This window comes from Pseudobutyrivibrio sp. 49, assembly GCF_900100545.1.
In the GTDB taxonomy this organism is placed as follows: Bacteria; Bacillota; Clostridia; order Lachnospirales; family Lachnospiraceae; genus Pseudobutyrivibrio.
Window position 1 is genome coordinate 1 of record NZ_FNDP01000017.1, and the last position, 14,606, is coordinate 14,606.

14 protein-coding genes are annotated in these 14,606 nt (G+C 33.8%); 9 read left to right on the plus strand and 5 right to left on the minus strand.

Translation table 11 applies throughout. The features are described 5' to 3' along the window. Positions 1–1,264 precede the first annotated feature (1,264 nt). The 6 genes from BLP54_RS12280 (at position 1,265) to BLP54_RS12305 (ending at position 7,079) form a co-directional block, all read left to right on the plus strand. The gene (locus BLP54_RS12280; RefSeq protein ID WP_090170094.1) at positions 1,265–1,810 is read left to right on the plus strand and encodes a replication/maintenance protein RepL; all 546 of its coding nucleotides are present in this window, start codon (positions 1,265–1,267) and stop codon (positions 1,808–1,810) included. 128 nt (positions 1,811–1,938) lie between these two features. Continuing rightward, a complete protein-coding gene (locus tag BLP54_RS12285) occupies positions 1,939–2,568 on the plus strand; it encodes a hypothetical protein (protein ID WP_090170096.1) in 630 nt (209 codons plus the stop codon). A gap of 275 nt (positions 2,569–2,843) precedes the next feature. Beyond that, complete coding sequence (locus tag BLP54_RS12290) at positions 2,844–3,614, plus strand: hypothetical protein (protein ID WP_090170097.1); 771 nt, start codon at positions 2,844–2,846, stop codon at positions 3,612–3,614. Between the two features lie 161 nt (positions 3,615–3,775). After that, complete coding sequence (locus BLP54_RS12295) at positions 3,776–4,153, plus strand: hypothetical protein (RefSeq protein WP_090170099.1); 378 nt, start codon at positions 3,776–3,778, stop codon at positions 4,151–4,153. A 434-nt stretch (positions 4,154–4,587) separates the two neighbouring features. Further along, positions 4,588–5,373, plus strand: coding sequence for a plasmid recombination protein (locus tag BLP54_RS12300; RefSeq protein ID WP_176754551.1), 786 nt, complete (start codon positions 4,588–4,590; stop codon positions 5,371–5,373). 2 nt (positions 5,374–5,375) lie between these two features. Continuing rightward, positions 5,376–7,079 (plus strand): type IV secretory system conjugative DNA transfer family protein, encoded by a 1,704-nt coding sequence (locus BLP54_RS12305; protein ID WP_176754552.1) that lies wholly within the window; start codon positions 5,376–5,378, stop codon positions 7,077–7,079. A gap of 62 nt (positions 7,080–7,141) precedes the next feature. On the opposite strand, the gene BLP54_RS12310 is transcribed toward BLP54_RS12305, so the two are convergent. Next, positions 7,142–7,801, minus strand: a complete 660-nt coding sequence (locus tag BLP54_RS12310) for a DUF5688 family protein (RefSeq protein ID WP_090170107.1) — start codon at positions 7,799–7,801, stop codon at positions 7,142–7,144. 537 nt (positions 7,802–8,338) lie between these two features. Between BLP54_RS12310 and BLP54_RS12315 the strand changes: the two genes are divergently transcribed. Continuing rightward, entirely contained in the window at positions 8,339–9,658 is a 1,320-nt protein-coding gene (locus tag BLP54_RS12315; protein WP_090170110.1) for a tyrosine-type recombinase/integrase, read from the plus strand. A gap of 358 nt (positions 9,659–10,016) precedes the next feature. On the opposite strand, the gene BLP54_RS12320 is transcribed toward BLP54_RS12315, so the two are convergent. The 4 genes from BLP54_RS12320 to BLP54_RS12335 all read right to left on the minus strand — a co-directional run bounded on the left by BLP54_RS12320 (position 10,017) and on the right by BLP54_RS12335 (position 12,386). Continuing rightward, entirely contained in the window at positions 10,017–11,234 is a 1,218-nt protein-coding gene (locus tag BLP54_RS12320; RefSeq protein ID WP_090170112.1) for a DUF6033 family protein, read from the minus strand. A 158-nt stretch (positions 11,235–11,392) separates the two neighbouring features. After that, positions 11,393–11,770, minus strand: a complete 378-nt coding sequence (locus BLP54_RS12325) for a hypothetical protein (RefSeq protein ID WP_090170114.1) — start codon at positions 11,768–11,770, stop codon at positions 11,393–11,395. A gap of 53 nt (positions 11,771–11,823) precedes the next feature. Continuing rightward, the gene (locus tag BLP54_RS12330; RefSeq protein ID WP_090170116.1) at positions 11,824–12,237 is read right to left on the minus strand and encodes a hypothetical protein; all 414 of its coding nucleotides are present in this window, start codon (positions 12,235–12,237) and stop codon (positions 11,824–11,826) included. 20 nt (positions 12,238–12,257) lie between these two features. Further along, positions 12,258–12,386: a cyclic lactone autoinducer peptide gene (locus BLP54_RS12335; protein ID WP_090170118.1), complete on the minus strand. Its 129-nt coding sequence runs from the start codon at positions 12,384–12,386 to the stop codon at positions 12,258–12,260. Positions 12,387–12,559: 173 nt separating this feature from the next. Between BLP54_RS12335 and BLP54_RS12340 the strand changes: the two genes are divergently transcribed. Beyond that, entirely contained in the window at positions 12,560–13,915 is a 1,356-nt protein-coding gene (locus BLP54_RS12340; RefSeq protein ID WP_090170120.1) for an ATP-binding protein, read from the plus strand. Further along, the gene (locus tag BLP54_RS12345) at positions 13,896–14,597 is read left to right on the plus strand and encodes a LytR/AlgR family response regulator transcription factor (protein WP_090170122.1); all 702 of its coding nucleotides are present in this window, start codon (positions 13,896–13,898) and stop codon (positions 14,595–14,597) included. The genes BLP54_RS12340 and BLP54_RS12345 overlap by 20 nt, the downstream gene beginning before the upstream one ends. Positions 14,598–14,606: the final 9 nt, after the last annotated feature.

Consider the following 14,606-nt stretch of genomic DNA (forward strand, 5'->3'; position numbering starts at 1 on the left):
AAAGAATTCCGATTCTAACAGGACAATATGAAGTCTCGCCAGACGACATCCTATTAAAACCGGAACTCTTAGAAAAATAATATTTTAGAGCAGACAGGTAACCACTCAATCATCATTTTTACTTAATGACGGGTGGAATTTACTTTTGCTCAATTATTTCCAGTCGTCTGTTTGCCATGCAAACAAACAGACTCTGTAAAACGATTTTATCACGTTTTACAGAGTCGTCAAATGTAGTTTTGATTGTAAATAATTGTAAAAAACTCAACTGAGGCGTTTTTGATGTTCTTTGCCAGAAGTTAGTTTTTCATTTGAGCTTGTTAAAATTGTTAGAAAAAGAAATGGTGAGATTTCAAATTGTTGATGTACCCTTATTGTACCCACTTTGTAAATGGTTAGATGATAACAAAAAAGCTCAGAAATATTGATTTCTCAACATTTCTGAGCCAAATAAAAAGAGCGCGAGACGGGACTCGAAGCGTTGCAGCTAGCTACAAATGCAGTAAAATCAAGGAGGAAAGCATGTCGGCTAAGCTAGTTGCCCTTTTGGTTGTCCCTACTTCAATATTGTAATTTCGAAATACTATCTATATAATAAGGAAAGCAAGTAAAGACATATTAGATACTGAAGAATGGCTAGCGTATTGACTATTCTAAAAGACTTGCTATAATGATTATAGGCAAAGAAACGAGATTATTAAATCTTAACAAGTAAACAAAAAAGCTAGGAGTTGCAGCTCCTAGCTTTTTCTATGCCATTCTTTGGATAAGGCGGCTTAAACCTTAAGGCTCGTTGCCATTGTCATCGCCGTCGAACCATTTGCAAATATAGTAGGCTGCTATACTCGCCGCAACGGAGATTAGAAACGAAATTATTAAATCCAAGTGAACACCCCCTTCCTTTGCCTGTCTAGGGGTGGCAACGTTCATCATTATATCATCTCAAAAAATATTTTTCTATCCTGTAATCATATAATAATAAACTCAAAATATATTTCCCGTAATAAATAATGAAACGATATTACAAAGTAAAAATCAGTATAAATCTTATGAAAACTCATAAGTTTAGGAATCAGTAAAAATCTAGCAATCACAAGGGATACGCCAGTTTTAGTGTGTTATTTACTCTTATCTATATTGTTAAAGCGTCATAAATTTTAAAATAATAACCGTATTTTTTATAAATCATAATTTTTTTCCCATATAAAATATGTAGCCGCTACAAAAGACAAATATAACATTGATAAAAGAAAGGACTTTAATTATGAATAAAAAGACTATAACTACAAAAGAGATGCCAGTTGGAGTTCAAGAATATATTGATAAAATTTCTGGCGAGCTTGTTCCATGCAAGATAACAAAGCTTATAGAGAAAGATTATAACTTTCATAAGGTTTGGATGACTAATCTCATTTCATCCCTAGAAGATATAGCAAATCAAAAGACAAAAGTAGCCTACTGGATATTGATGCATCTGAATCGAGAAAATAAGCTTTTGTATACACAGCAGGAAATTAGTGCTGCTACTGGTGCATCAATCCAAACTGTAAATATCGTTATAAAATCTCTTATTAATGCTGACCTTATCCGTCAAATAGGTGGAGGAATATATATTGTAAATCCAAATACATATTTTAAAGGTACAACAAAAGCAAGACAAACTACAGCATGTTGCTATAACGCCGTGGCCAAGAAACAAGAATATGATGAAGAAATGCTACAGGCTTTACAAGCTCAAATTGCAAAATTAGAAAAACGAGCAGAGTTGATTAAATCTAAAACAAATAAACACTCAACACCTGTGACATAACTGTTCACTTGTACATAAGGCGGACAATATGAAAAACTGTGTCCGCCTTAACAAGCCAAATTACAGATGATATTATTCAGATATCAAAAGCGCTCTTGAAGTATATTTTAAAGAAAAGGAAAACAAAAATGAAAAAAGACAATTTAATTACAATAAAAAAAATCATAAGGGCAAAGTATAAAAATGCTCGAATTTATTCTTTACAAAAATATATATCGAATACGTATCAAAGCCAACCCTACAGAATAGACAAGGATAGGGCTATATTCAAAGACGTTGATGCAATAATAGAATTAAACAATTTTCATAAACACGCAGTAAACATATGTAACATTTTAGACATGGAACTCCCAAAGATATATTTACTTGGAGATAAAGGTAGTTTTCATAGAGATGGTGTAAATGGAAAAACTCTCTATAGAAAGAATCCTCTCGTGTATGTTTATTTTGATAAAGATAAGTTTATATTCTATCTAGCTCATGAATTATTTCATGTATATCAATATAGGAATTATAAAGAAAGATTTCTATTTGAAGGTCTTATCGATAACGAAGAAGAGAAATCAGAGATAGAAGCCCAAGCCTTTGCGATAGCATATATAGAAACAATGTGCCCATCGGTATCACTCGATTTAGCAGATTGGACACATTGCAAACTTAGTAAACGCATCTTAGACGATGTAAATGCTCAAGGTGAAATACGGGAAATACGAGAACAGGCAGAAGTATTTAAGGCGCATCTAATTAATAAACAATGAAAAAAATAGGCACTGGTTTTTAAGCTGGTGCTTATTAAGTTTATACTTGCAAAATACCTAAAACGTGATATAATAAGCTACTAATTTAATCATAGCGCATATATATAACGAATAAATAGGCTCGTCGCAAAATGCGACAACCTAAAAAGAATTAATAGATAATGTTATTCTATCTAAGGATTAAAGAAGTGCGGACCTTTTTTATTATCTTCCCCATAATAAAAATGTTAATCCGCTAATTTGATTAAAAAGAAAGAAATAAGGAGGAAAAATCAATGAAGAGATTGATTAGATCCATTGTTATATTTACATTTGTAATGGTTGCGACTATCGCATTCAATAGAGTAGAAGTAAGAGCTGCTGGTTATGATCCAGAGACAGGAATTATTGACACAACTGGTGTTGACACTATGACAGAAGATGAGTGGAGAGCAGCACATGATGCCATGGTTGCAAAAGAGATGGCAGAGCAGTGGGGCGCTGATTCAAATACTCAGGCTTCACCTTCTACATCTTCAAGCTCAAACACAAATTCTTCGTCTACAAAGCCATCTACATCAACAACTTCATCTGCACCTAAGTATACAGATGCAGAAATTGAGGCTGCTTGGGTAGAGTCTAGCAGAACAGAAGCTACTTGTGCTAACGATGGTGTTATTACATACAAGAACACACTTACAGGCAAAACAAAAACTGAGGCTATTCCAGCCACAGGAAATCATACATACGAGTTAACTGAGCATGTAGATTCTACTTGTGTTAACAACGGTTATGATTCTTATACTTGCTCTGTATGTGGTGATTCTTATAAAGATGAAATCGAATTAGCACCACATACTGAAGGTGAGCCACAAATAACAAAAGCTGCTAGTTATTTTTCCGAAGGGGAAAGCAAAGTATACTGCATTAGCTGTGGTGAATTAGTTTCTACTAATACTATCCTACAAACATTCCCTCTCCCATTATCAATTGTGGCTGCATTTGGTGCAGGTGCAATCGTATTACTTATAGGCATACTCTCCTTACTAAAAAGAAAAACAAAATAAAAGGGAAAAACAAAAAATATAAACTATGGAAAATAGGTCTGAAGAAATTCAGATCTATTTTTTTATTGCAAAATTGCTTTATTTTTTCGGTTCAGAAAAAAAATTCCATATTAGATATGTACGGGTTAAACGTACAAAATCTAGAGAAAGGAAAAAAGAAAATGTCAAAAGACTACAACACAGGAACTGTAGCTTTTTCTAATGGGTGTAAATTAATCCCATTAGAAAAAGGAAGCGACCCATATTGTCGTTCAAGAATTTCAATGGACAACAATAATTATATGGATGTCGTATTTAGTCCAGGTGTTCACTTTGTAAGAATCGATGAAGATTCATTAGTTTATGATAATAAGCTAGATGTACTTCTCGAGACTTTAGAAATCTTTGCAACTGAAAATGATTATAAAGTGATACAAATGGACGGTCTAATAGAACCAGAAACAGTTGACGCTTTAAAGGATTATGGCTTTGATACTGTTTATACTGTGACTGGTGGTAAGTGCTCTTGTAATTCATTGATGCTGCCAAGGAGGAAATAGTTTCACTCCCTGAGAGTGAAACGTAAAGGGAGGTATACCTCCCTTTGCTTGTTCTAAGGGGCGCCTTAGAACAAGGGGCTGAGGTAGTTCGTCTTTTTAATTTGGTTTATATCAAATTAAAAAGTACGAACGTAGGAGCTCGCAGAGGCTCCTATAGCATTTGATTGCAAAGCATTTGTAAGCAAATGATAGCGGTTAAGCTGCTAAGGTTACATGTTACCGAGCAGCTGCGAGGGGATACCAACAATTTGCTTCAGAAAATTTTGGTAGAACATGTCTACCAAAAAGCATAAAAAGCACGTAAGCATTGAGAGCGCAGCGACCTTTGCTTACGACATAGATTTATATTGAGAGCCAAAAGCGACCTTTATAAATCTATGTGTTTTTATGCTTTGAAGGTAGGAAAAATAAAAAATAAAGAAAGGAAAAATAAAATGGCAGCAAAAAAGAATTATACAGATTATAAATTAAAGAGATATGTAACTCACCTTACACAGGAATGCTATTTTAACAAACAACCAAGCAATAAGGAAATAGATATGAGTCTACATCATCTCAACAAAAATATGACACCTGAAAGAGGAAATTCAAAGAAAGAAATATTGGCTTATTATCGTCATCGCCTGAGTCAGCTATATCATCTTAATCGTAAGAATCTGGTCACTGGGCTTGAGTGGGTTATTACAGCTCCTACTGGCCTTACGGAAGAACAACGATGGAAATTCTTTGATGTATCGTTAGATTATCTGAAAGAAACCTATGGTGAAGAGAATATCATTACTGCTTTTGTTCATGCTAATGAAGGTATAAAAAATAAAGGTGTTGTTCTTTATGGAGAGTGGCATATGCATACTTTGTTAATACCTGTTAAAGATATTGAAAATCCAATGCCTCGACATAAGGGCTTTACTCAAAAAATATGCAATCGTGATGTATGTACATTAGCACATTTAAGACAATTTCATAAATCATTTCAAGCTTATGTTGATGAACATTTACCATTCAAAGCACAAGTATACAAAGGTGGTATTACAAGTGCAAACAGTAAGGATGTTAAACTACTAAAGGCAGAAACTAAGTATGAAATTGAGCATCAAAAGGTACTTGAACAGCATCGTGAAATAGAAAAGCTCCGTGAGAAAATAGCCGAAATCGAATTGAATAAGACGAATTCATGGGGCAATAATGCTACATGGGGCGAATATACTTATGGGGGTTGAGAATGCTAAAGAAACATGGAATAAAATATACGCTCGAATATTATAGGATACATGAATTGATAGTATTTGCTCTTGTCATGATGGGCATAGCTACATATTTCATATTTACTATTGAATCTTATATGAGCGCATACATAAATGATAAACAGCAAATATTAATCAGATTAATTATAATCGGTGCATTTTGCAGGGTGTATTTCAAACATGTCTACACCACAATTCGAAGCCAAACATATCGCAAGCTAACAGGTAGAAGCTATGGTTATGACCACAGTAAATACAAACGCAGTTTTAACGAATTAGTTGATTATTTTAAAGATGCAGACCCTTATAAAATTAATACAGAAAAACTTGAAGCGGTATCATGGAAAAATGCTGAAGGTGTTATTCTTGGGAAAACAAAAGATGGAAAGCTCTTTAATATCCCAAGCTCTAAAGATGGTCGAAGTTATATGGCGTTTGGACTCCCTTCATCAGGAAAGACGGCTTCAATTATAATTCCCACTTGTTTAAGATTTGGGGCTAAACATCCATTGGACAAAAATAATAAAGAAACTGATGGCAGTGTTTTTTGTATAGACCTCAAAGGAGATATTTACAAAGCAACATCTGCTTATCGTAATATCAAAAGGTTTAATCTAATGGACGATTGGGAAAATAGTTGTCACTATAATCCGTTTTCAGGTATTGAAAAACTGGATATAGATGCACGCTGTAACTTCATCGAAAATATTGGTTTTAATATTGTAAGTAAGGCAACTGGTGGGGATGGGAAATACTTCTCAGACACAGCTCAGGATTTTTTTAACGGGATTGCGTTATATATGTTGGGAAAAGATATAAATACAAGCTTTCCTGATGTCATCAAAGCTATTCTATATGGAAATCCTGTTGATTGGATTAAGCGAGTCGTCGCTGATGGATGTGAAGAATCAAAACGCCGTCTTCAATCTAAGTATGGAGAAAATGAGAAAAACTTATCTGGAGCCTATGCATTGCTTTCACAAAGTTGTAGAAAGTTTGCCAGTGAAAAATTATTCTTTCTTTTAGGAAACGAACCTGAATATGACTATATCTCAGTTCAATCAATGGAGGATGGAAACGATGTGTACCTCCAGCTAAAGCAGTCAGAAATATGCAATTATTCTGCTTTACTATCAATGATTGTACAGGGATTTTTAAATGATTTTTTGATAAGAGAAGAAAATCAAAAAGCTGGTCGGTTATCGGATGGCAGCTTGCGACCACAGTTAATGGTGCTTGATGAATTTGCTCAATTAACAAATTTAGAATACGATTGCGTAAAGACTGCGTTCATGACCTTAAGAAGTCGTAATGTAAGCATATTGTGCGCTTTACAAAGTAGAAGCTCAATATCTGAAATGTTTCATTCTGAAGATGCCTGTAAGAGTTTGATAGATTGCGTTACGACGTTCGCATTTTTGAGTATACAGGAAGTAGAAACTCGAAAATGGGCATCAGAATTAATAGGAACAAGGAAAGTATTAAAAACAGGAAACAATCTAAATAATGAAGCAAACGGTACACAAGGTACAGGCTCAAGTGCACAAGAAGCAGAAGAACCTATATTTCATCCAGCCGATTTCGGAAATCTAATTGATAAAAATACAGGAAAGGATGAAATAATCATCTACTCCCAAGGCAAGTATTTAAAAGCAAATAAGCAATATTATTTCAAGGATTAATATTGATATAATATCAATAAAAAGGCAAATAATCGCTAGGAACAACTTCCTAGCGATTATTTTTATGCCAATATTGAAAGACCACTTGAATTAAGAAGATATACGCTGTTTGACAAGAACTCTTCTGCACTCACTAAGCTTTCATTGGAATTTATGGATTTTACGAGTTTTTTTATAGCAGCTATATCAATGTCCTCATGATAGATTAAAACAAGAATTTCCATTTTACTGCATGGAATAATTACTAAGTCCTTGCTAATCTTATCCTGTAGATTGCGTAAAGCATCTGAAAACATAGCTGTAGCCCCAAAGATTCTATCTTTAGTTGTCATTACATATATATCAGGTACACTAAAGTCAATCTCACGATACTCGTCCGCAGGTGCATCAAAATAATCCATTATTGCAGACATGATAGGGGTTAATGTGAAATCCTTATAAGCTTTTACAGTATCAAACAATTCGCTTTCAGTAATTCCAGCTCTTGTCATAATATCATAATTTAAGTTATATGCTCCTATATGTTCGTTACTACCTAAATTAACAACCACTTTGTAAATTACAGCCAAATCGAGGAAATTAGTACGAACAACATCTGTGTTAAGTATTATGTCATTGTCTGGAACTACACAAGCTCTAACATGGCTTAAAATATATTCTCGACTTGTAACCTCTTCCTTATTAACTTTAAAATCTCCTGAAACATACTCTAAAACTTTCATTCAAAAATCTCCTTTAAAAACAAAAATATTAATTTCGGTATTGAGTGGGTATCGAGCCCTTAAATTCTATTTTTCAAGTTCAATTTGACCACCTCTTTCTTTAATAATTTCAATTAATTTCGTATATCTCGCGGTTTATCGTTTGCCTAATAACAATTAAGAGCGACTGGCTACATAAACAATGAGGTCTAAATAGACACTTGTGCTTGCCTCTTGTTTATGATCAGACACAAAGCGCTATGTTATTATGGGCAAACGTCCGTGAGATTATTAATTTGAAATAAAGAAACAGGGGAATAGAACGAAGAAAAATACTTGTCATTAGAGAAGGATTTATTCCTATACATGCTTGTTAGGAATAATATTCCTTAACCAAATTATCTTGGTCAAGTTACGATCAAGAAATAATCAAGATAAAATCAAGATAATCGACAAATTTGCATTTATAATCAATCTTGTCGCGAGGGATAATAATCGCACACACATAAAAGGCCTTTTAAAAGTAACAAGTAACACCAATTTTGAAAGGAAATAAAAATGAACAAGATTATAAATTTTGAAGAAGAGCTTACAAAACTAATTCGTACACAGGAAGAAAGAAAATCAAATATCGTTAAGGAACACAAATGTGGTATTATTACGGATGCCGACATGCATGAAGAATTAAAAATGATTAGCAAAAAAGAAGTGAGCATGAAAAGAAAGCTCGTAAATAAAGTGCATGTTAAAATGAACGGTACACCAAAAGCCATTAGATATGAGGCATCGAGAGATTTATGGGTTACAAAAGTTTCTGGAGATGTTAGGCTTCATGCAAGAACTGAAGCTGGTCTATTGGACAAGATACTGGAGTACTATGACTACCATTTAATGTCATATTCGATTGATCACATGTTTGAATTAGCCTTGGAAAATAAGGAACAGACAGAAAACTGTAGTAAGCTTACAATTCAAAGATTGAAAGATGACTATAATCGTTTTATCAGCGATGATTTTGGTAAGACTGATATACGAAATGTCACAAAAGATTCTTTGAAGGCATATACAAAGTCAATGGTTATTGAATTACACCCTAAATTTAAGGCATTCTTAAAGTACAAGGGAGTACTCAACCTAATCTTTGAATATGCACTCGAATATGACTATATTCAGGTTAATCCAGTCACTGCAATTAACAATCAGAAGTACAAGGCAGAATGCGACACATCAAAGCCTGCAAACACGGAAAAGATACTCTCTAATGAGGATATTAAAATGATACAGGCAGAAGTTCGTAAAAGAATGAAATTACCACGCTATAATGGATATTTCATCTGCGGTTATATGATTTTATTAGCAATAGAAACTGGAATGCGTGCAGCTGAATTATGCGCCTTAAAATGGGATGATATCGAGGATTACAATATTCATATCCATGCGCAACAACTTACCGAACGACCAGCGGGTGGAAAGGTGTTCTACTACGCAGACTGGACTAAGGATGAAAAAGGTGTATCTAGAGGTGGTAGATACTATCCAATCACTGACAATATCGCAGAGATACTTATTAAGTTAAAGTGTCTCCAGAAAGGTAAAGGCATAGACTCTGAATACGTCTTCTGTAACACTGCTGGTGAGTGGATAAAGATGAATGCTTATGAATCGTGCCTAAGAAGACTTATGCGCAGTATGGGCTATTCCGTGACAAATAACCACGCATTTAGAATGAGTTTAAATTCTAATATCCTCATACCAAAAGGAATACCTGTTGCAGATAGAGCAAGATTACTCGGGCATAGCGTAGAAACAAACCTTAGACATTATTCATATGCACGTATTGGAGTGGATGAAGAAATTAGAAATTTATTAAATGCGTAGGTTGTCTTTTGGTTGCCCCTAGGTTGTCCCTTTTTTAGCGGAAAAAGGACAATAAAAGAAAAAGAAAAAGCCCTGTAAACCGCGTGTTTACAGGACTTTTAAAAAACAAAAAATAAGAGCGCGAGACGGGACTCGAATCGCATTCCTTATCTTAAAATACTGATAGAAAGGGGATTCTAGCACCGCTATTTGCTTAGGGAACACCTGAGGGGTCACCTAGATCATTTTCATGTCTTACAGAAGTTGGGACTTGAACAGTTCTGTCAGTCCACAACCCCAGTAAGAAAGGAGGTCCTGGCACCGTCTCGCGAAAGTCTCGAACCCCATTGGGAACCCGTTGTTAACATTGCATTGCTCTTTATAAAATTTCATCATAGCTATAAGCATTTGCTGGATTTAGCATTGACAATAAGTCTTCGCACATTCTAGCATGCATCTGAGCATCGGGATGATTTATGGTTTTCATCCAAGATAAAACTCGCTGCATCATTTCACTTGTATTGATTTTTTCATCAAGGAATCTGCTTTCTCCATTCTGATAATCATGGTAATAATAATCACCATCACTAGATTTCATTCGTTGATATGCATCATAATTGTTTAATGCATTTGGAATTTTATTTCCTATTAATCCCTGATAAGTCAAATATGCAAACATTTCCATGTCTGAAGCTGATTCAACGTCAACATCATTAACATGCACGTCAATTATCTTCTTCTCTCCATCACTACCTTTATATTCTATTTGAATAACAGGGTCTTCTAGAGTCGATTCAGAAGGTAAAAATGCAAATACCCCAGCCTTAACGTGTTCTGCTACTGGAAAAGTTGTAAAACCTACGACCTTTCTGTCAGTGTTTTTTTCTTCATTATGTTCGCTTGTGATTGCTGAAATATCCTCTGCTTCTTCCTTTTTTTCGATAATTTCTGACGAAGCCAGCTCCTTCATCTTAAGTATGCAGTTTTCTGTCATTTTTAGATAGATATTTATAAGGTTTGCTTTCTGCTTTTCGAAAACTTGCCCTACCGTTTTTTGATACTCTTCATCAGCCCACATTCTTTTTACTTCTTCCTCTGTTGAGAAAGAAGAATTTGCACAAAGTCGTCCTGTTTGAATACCTTCGCCAAAGTCATCTATAGTAAAACAAAAATTACTATTTCCATGACTAGAAACATCAGTAGCATGAGAACTATAATTCTGTTCAAATGCCTGAATCCAACCATGTACGTTTTCTGCATATTGTTGGTCTTGCATCATTTTTTTGATAACGCTCACATCAATCTGTATACTACATTGACCCATTTCTCCAAAATTCTCACCTACTTGGTTCATGCTATTATTATACCCTAGGAAGTATCCGCTAACATTAGATCCAGTAGCATAGTCTTCTAAACGAAATGAAATATCAGGATAATTGCCACATAATTCCTTATAAAATGTTAGCGGATCATTAGTCATAGATTTTTCAGAAGATATATCAGTCTTAGAATCTATTGTACTTGTCTTGCTATTAGCTTGCTTATAAGCGGCACCTATACTTGAAATATAGCTTGATATTGAACATCCTATTTCCATAAAACTCCTTTCTGCGGCTTATCTATCAGTCTAAGCCGCTCCGCTCTCCAGAAAGGTCCGAGCGGAAAAATTTATCTAAAAAAGCACTTATTCCAACTTCATTCCGTTGAAATAAGCGCTTCCTTAGCTTTTATATTATGAGATAGATAAGTATTTCATCAAAAGTCTCTTATACCGTTAGTATAATGTTCTGAAACTGGTTGATTATAATCATAATAGAATAGTCGATCTTGATAATTTCTATGTTGGCAACTCGAACTCTCACATAGGAAATAATATCTATCAAAATCCCACATATACATATGTACTTCGCCAGCAGGAACTACTTTTTTACACACTGGACAGTAATTTCCAGCATTTTGTGTTTGCGTAACGCCACCGTAATTAGGATCATATCCATAACTAGTACATAAAGTATGGCATCTCGAACATCTCATTTGCTTTGGAACATATTTAGCATCCACTGTTAATGCCATAGTTATAATCATACACAGAGTCAGACAAACGACAACTATCTTTTTTACTGTTCTATTCATATATTTGTGCTCCTATATTATTACCTTTCGTATATTATGCGTAATTCTAAATGCTACTCAATTGGAATAATTACATTATCATAATATGTAGTCCTTGGATACCGTAAGGTTTGAGCTTCGGCATAGATAACTAATGAAGGTAATCCATATATTTGATCTATTGTATAAGGTGTCTTAAAAAATCGTACTTCTCCCGTTTCAATATTATTATTTCCAAAAAGAGTGTATCTTAAATTAGTTTGTTCAGGGCAATTATAATTGTTACAAGTAACTTTTGATGTACTTGGTCGTCCATTATAGTGTACTTCAATAAATACCTCTCCCGTACTATCTTCCCACTTTACATCCCAAATCTCTACTCTCGTTAGCGTTGGGGCAGGTGCAGCTTCAACATTTATTGGCCTTATAAAGGCTAATAAAAATGCAAGCATCATCACCACAGAAGTAACTTTCTTAAATATTTTCATATACTCAACCTCCACACCTTTTATTTTTTTAGTTTTGATGGTACCTTCGGCTCATAAAATCTACCGATACATAAGCAATTAGCTTTCATCCTAGCTACAGATTCAATTAGCTTTAATGTAGTCACTGCAATATTCTGTTTTTTATTCATTTTCTTTTTCACCTCCCAAAAAGTGTTCGTCTAAGCAAAATATAACACTCATGAATATTTTTACAATACAAAGTGCACGAACGACATCATTAGGAGCACGAATGACATTCTTAGGGTCTTGTAGCATTTTTTTCATAATGTTAGACTATAACTAAGATAAGGGGGAGGTGAGTATGTTATTTCTAGCGTATTTATGGGAATTTCTTGTTAACGTTGCTGAGCCAAGTCTTCTTTGGTTCTTTTTGAATGATAAACTTTCCAATAACCAAAGGTGGACATTTATCCATAAGTTGGTATTTGTCGTAATTATTACCATAGCAACATCCATTTTAAATGTATGTAGAGTTTCCACGAGTGCTAGTTTTCTGCTTATTTTTTTGTTTTCTCTTATCTTTTCTATTCTTTTTTATAATGATTCAATTACAAAAAAGATTATTTGGACGAGTGTTTTTCTGGTCATCTGTTTTTTTGCAGATAGCATCGTTACGCTGATTCCAATGTTTATATTCAATATTGATATTAGCAGCGCCCAAATAGGGGCTTCTATCCGTTTTCCTTTAACTCTATTATATATTTCTACTGTAATGTCTTTTGTTTTTGCTTTTCATTTTTTTAAGTCTAACAACGTTTTATTATTATCTTGGTTACAGAGAATTCTTTATGTATTAATCTGTATGATTGGTTTATTCTTCGGAGAATACATCACTTCTATGACAGTGGAAGCATCTAACCGGTTCAACGACTCCCATTTTACTAAAGGAATGTTTTATATCATCATTATTTATATAATTTTATTTGTGTTATTGCTCATTTATATATATAAATTAGCTTGTTTAAATGCTATGAACATAGATTTAAAGAATCAGCAACAGCTTCATGAGATGGAATCCAAGGAGTTTACAAATCTTATTGCAGCAACAGAATCGCTACGTCAAATGAAACATGAATTAACATTACATCTAACCACCGTATATTTTATGCTCTGTAAGGAAGAATACCCTGAGGCAATTAATTATGTAAAAAAATATATGCAACTAACAGATGAAATACATCATTTTCCATCAACAGGTAATACCGCAATTGACTGTATAATTTCCACTAAAATTCCAGCTGCTAGGAATAAGGGGATTCAAGTAAGGTCATCAATATTTATCCCTTCAGATTTTCCACTTGATGATTTAGATACTTGTTCACTGCTTGGAAATCTTTTTAACAACGCAATAGAAAATTGTTCAAAGCTTACTTTTGATAATCAGGGTGCTGTTATTGATTTTTCGATAAAACCTGTCCAACGAATGCTGTTAATTAGAATTGAAAACCCGTTTGATGGTATTGTTCGTATAGATAACCAAGGAAAATATCTTTCTAGAAAAAGAAACTATGAAAAGAATGGTTTGGGATTAAATAGAATATATGAAATAGTAGAGCAATACGATGGCCTTATTGATATAAGTACTACTAATAATATATTTACTGTGTCTATAATGATTCCATTAAAGGAGGCGTCTAATGAAGCTAGTGATAGTTGAAGACAACGAGGCTGCATGTGTGCGCTTGAAAAATATCATTTATTCTTGGGCTACAACTAATAACATCGAGTGTGAACTACGTATGTTCAATTCTGGCGAAGGTTTCTTTGCTGCCAAAATAAAAACTGATGATATTTGTGCCTTTTTCCTTGATATAGAATTGGGTGAAATGTCTGGAGTAGATGTTGCTCATCGTTTAAGAAATAATAATTATAATGGGGATATTATTTTTTTAACAGCATTTCAAGAATATGTTTTTCAAGGTTACAACGTCCGCGCAATGAATTATATTTTAAAACCAGCGGAACCAACAAACGTAAAAAAATGCCTAGATGAAATATATGCAAAAAACATCAAGGAATTTTACACATATCATTACAGAAGTGAAGTAATATCAATTCCCTATAAAGATATTATATGTTTTATCAGTAACTTGCATAACGTAGAAACAGTAACTCTATCAAAGACATATATTGAGCACTTAACCTTTAATGAAATAATTGATTGTATTCCCGGCACATTTATCCAAATACATAGATCGTATATTGTCAATTTATCTCATGTTTATAGAATGACAAGAAACAGTGTCGTATTATCAAATAACATGGAACTTAGCATTGGGAGATCATTTGCTAAATCTGTATCTGAAAAGTTTATTGGATACTCAACACGATTAGATTAGAAGGTGAAT

Excerpts from the sequence above, each read along its gene's own strand:
- BLP54_RS12290 (WP_090170097.1), top strand. The coding sequence starts at position 2,844 with ATGAAGAGATTGATTAGATCCATTGTTATATTTACATTTGTAATGGTT.
- BLP54_RS12320 (WP_090170112.1), bottom strand. The coding sequence starts at position 11,234 with ATGGAAATAGGATGTTCAATATCAAGCTATATTTCAAGTATAGGTGCC.
- BLP54_RS12335 (WP_090170118.1), bottom strand. The coding sequence starts at position 12,386 with ATGAATAAAAAACAGAATATTGCAGTGACTACATTAAAGCTAATTGAA.
- BLP54_RS12315 (WP_090170110.1), top strand. The coding sequence starts at position 8,339 with ATGAACAAGATTATAAATTTTGAAGAAGAGCTTACAAAACTAATTCGT.
- BLP54_RS12305 (WP_176754552.1), top strand. The coding sequence starts at position 5,376 with ATGCTAAAGAAACATGGAATAAAATATACGCTCGAATATTATAGGATA.
- BLP54_RS12330 (WP_090170116.1), bottom strand. The coding sequence starts at position 12,237 with ATGAAAATATTTAAGAAAGTTACTTCTGTGGTGATGATGCTTGCATTT.
- BLP54_RS12325 (WP_090170114.1), bottom strand. The coding sequence starts at position 11,770 with ATGAATAGAACAGTAAAAAAGATAGTTGTCGTTTGTCTGACTCTGTGT.
- BLP54_RS12310 (WP_090170107.1), bottom strand. The coding sequence starts at position 7,801 with ATGAAAGTTTTAGAGTATGTTTCAGGAGATTTTAAAGTTAATAAGGAA.
- BLP54_RS12285 (WP_090170096.1), top strand. The coding sequence starts at position 1,939 with ATGAAAAAAGACAATTTAATTACAATAAAAAAAATCATAAGGGCAAAG.
- BLP54_RS12295 (WP_090170099.1), top strand. The coding sequence starts at position 3,776 with ATGTCAAAAGACTACAACACAGGAACTGTAGCTTTTTCTAATGGGTGT.
- BLP54_RS12340 (WP_090170120.1), top strand. The coding sequence starts at position 12,560 with ATGTTATTTCTAGCGTATTTATGGGAATTTCTTGTTAACGTTGCTGAG.
- BLP54_RS12345 (WP_090170122.1), top strand. The coding sequence starts at position 13,896 with ATGAAGCTAGTGATAGTTGAAGACAACGAGGCTGCATGTGTGCGCTTG.
- BLP54_RS12300 (WP_176754551.1), top strand. The coding sequence starts at position 4,588 with ATGGCAGCAAAAAAGAATTATACAGATTATAAATTAAAGAGATATGTA.
- BLP54_RS12280 (WP_090170094.1), top strand. The coding sequence starts at position 1,265 with ATGAATAAAAAGACTATAACTACAAAAGAGATGCCAGTTGGAGTTCAA.